Origin of the sequence: Sphingomonas sp. CFBP 13706 (genome assembly GCF_014842355.1) — a bacterium.
Lineage (GTDB): Bacteria > Pseudomonadota > Alphaproteobacteria > Sphingomonadales > Sphingomonadaceae > Sphingomonas > Sphingomonas aerolata.
Map to the genome: position 1 here is coordinate 1 of NZ_JACYVM010000086.1, position 334 is coordinate 334.

Sequence of the window (334 nt, forward strand, 5' to 3'; positions counted from 1 at the left end):
GCTTCGTTATGCGTCGATATCGTGAAGTGGATTTCGGTAAACCACCCGTTTAGGTGAACCTTCCGAAACCGCGAAAGTACGGCAGCAAAGGCTGCAGGAGCGGTAGGCGAACCCCAGGCAAACGTGATTGTGAGCGTTCGATCATCATGGTCCTCGCCCCAATTGATACCGCCAACGCACGTTCCGCTTTCATCAAAAGCCAGAATTGCGGGATGGTCCCATTTGCATGGTGGATATCGCAGCCAACCATTGCGCTGATGGTCGACACCCGCGGCGTAAGCAGCCCTCAGGCCTTCCTTGCTATGTGCGAGTTTGGTAACATGCTCCAAGCGTA

Annotated in this window: 1 protein-coding gene; it reads left to right on the top strand. The window is 54.5% G+C overall.

What is annotated here, in order from left to right; all coding sequences use genetic code 11:
• Positions 1–146: 146 nt before the first annotated feature.
• Positions 147–334, top strand: a 188-nt coding sequence (locus tag IFS44_RS22030) for a hypothetical protein (protein WP_206757909.1), incomplete at its 3' end; no start/stop codon positions are given.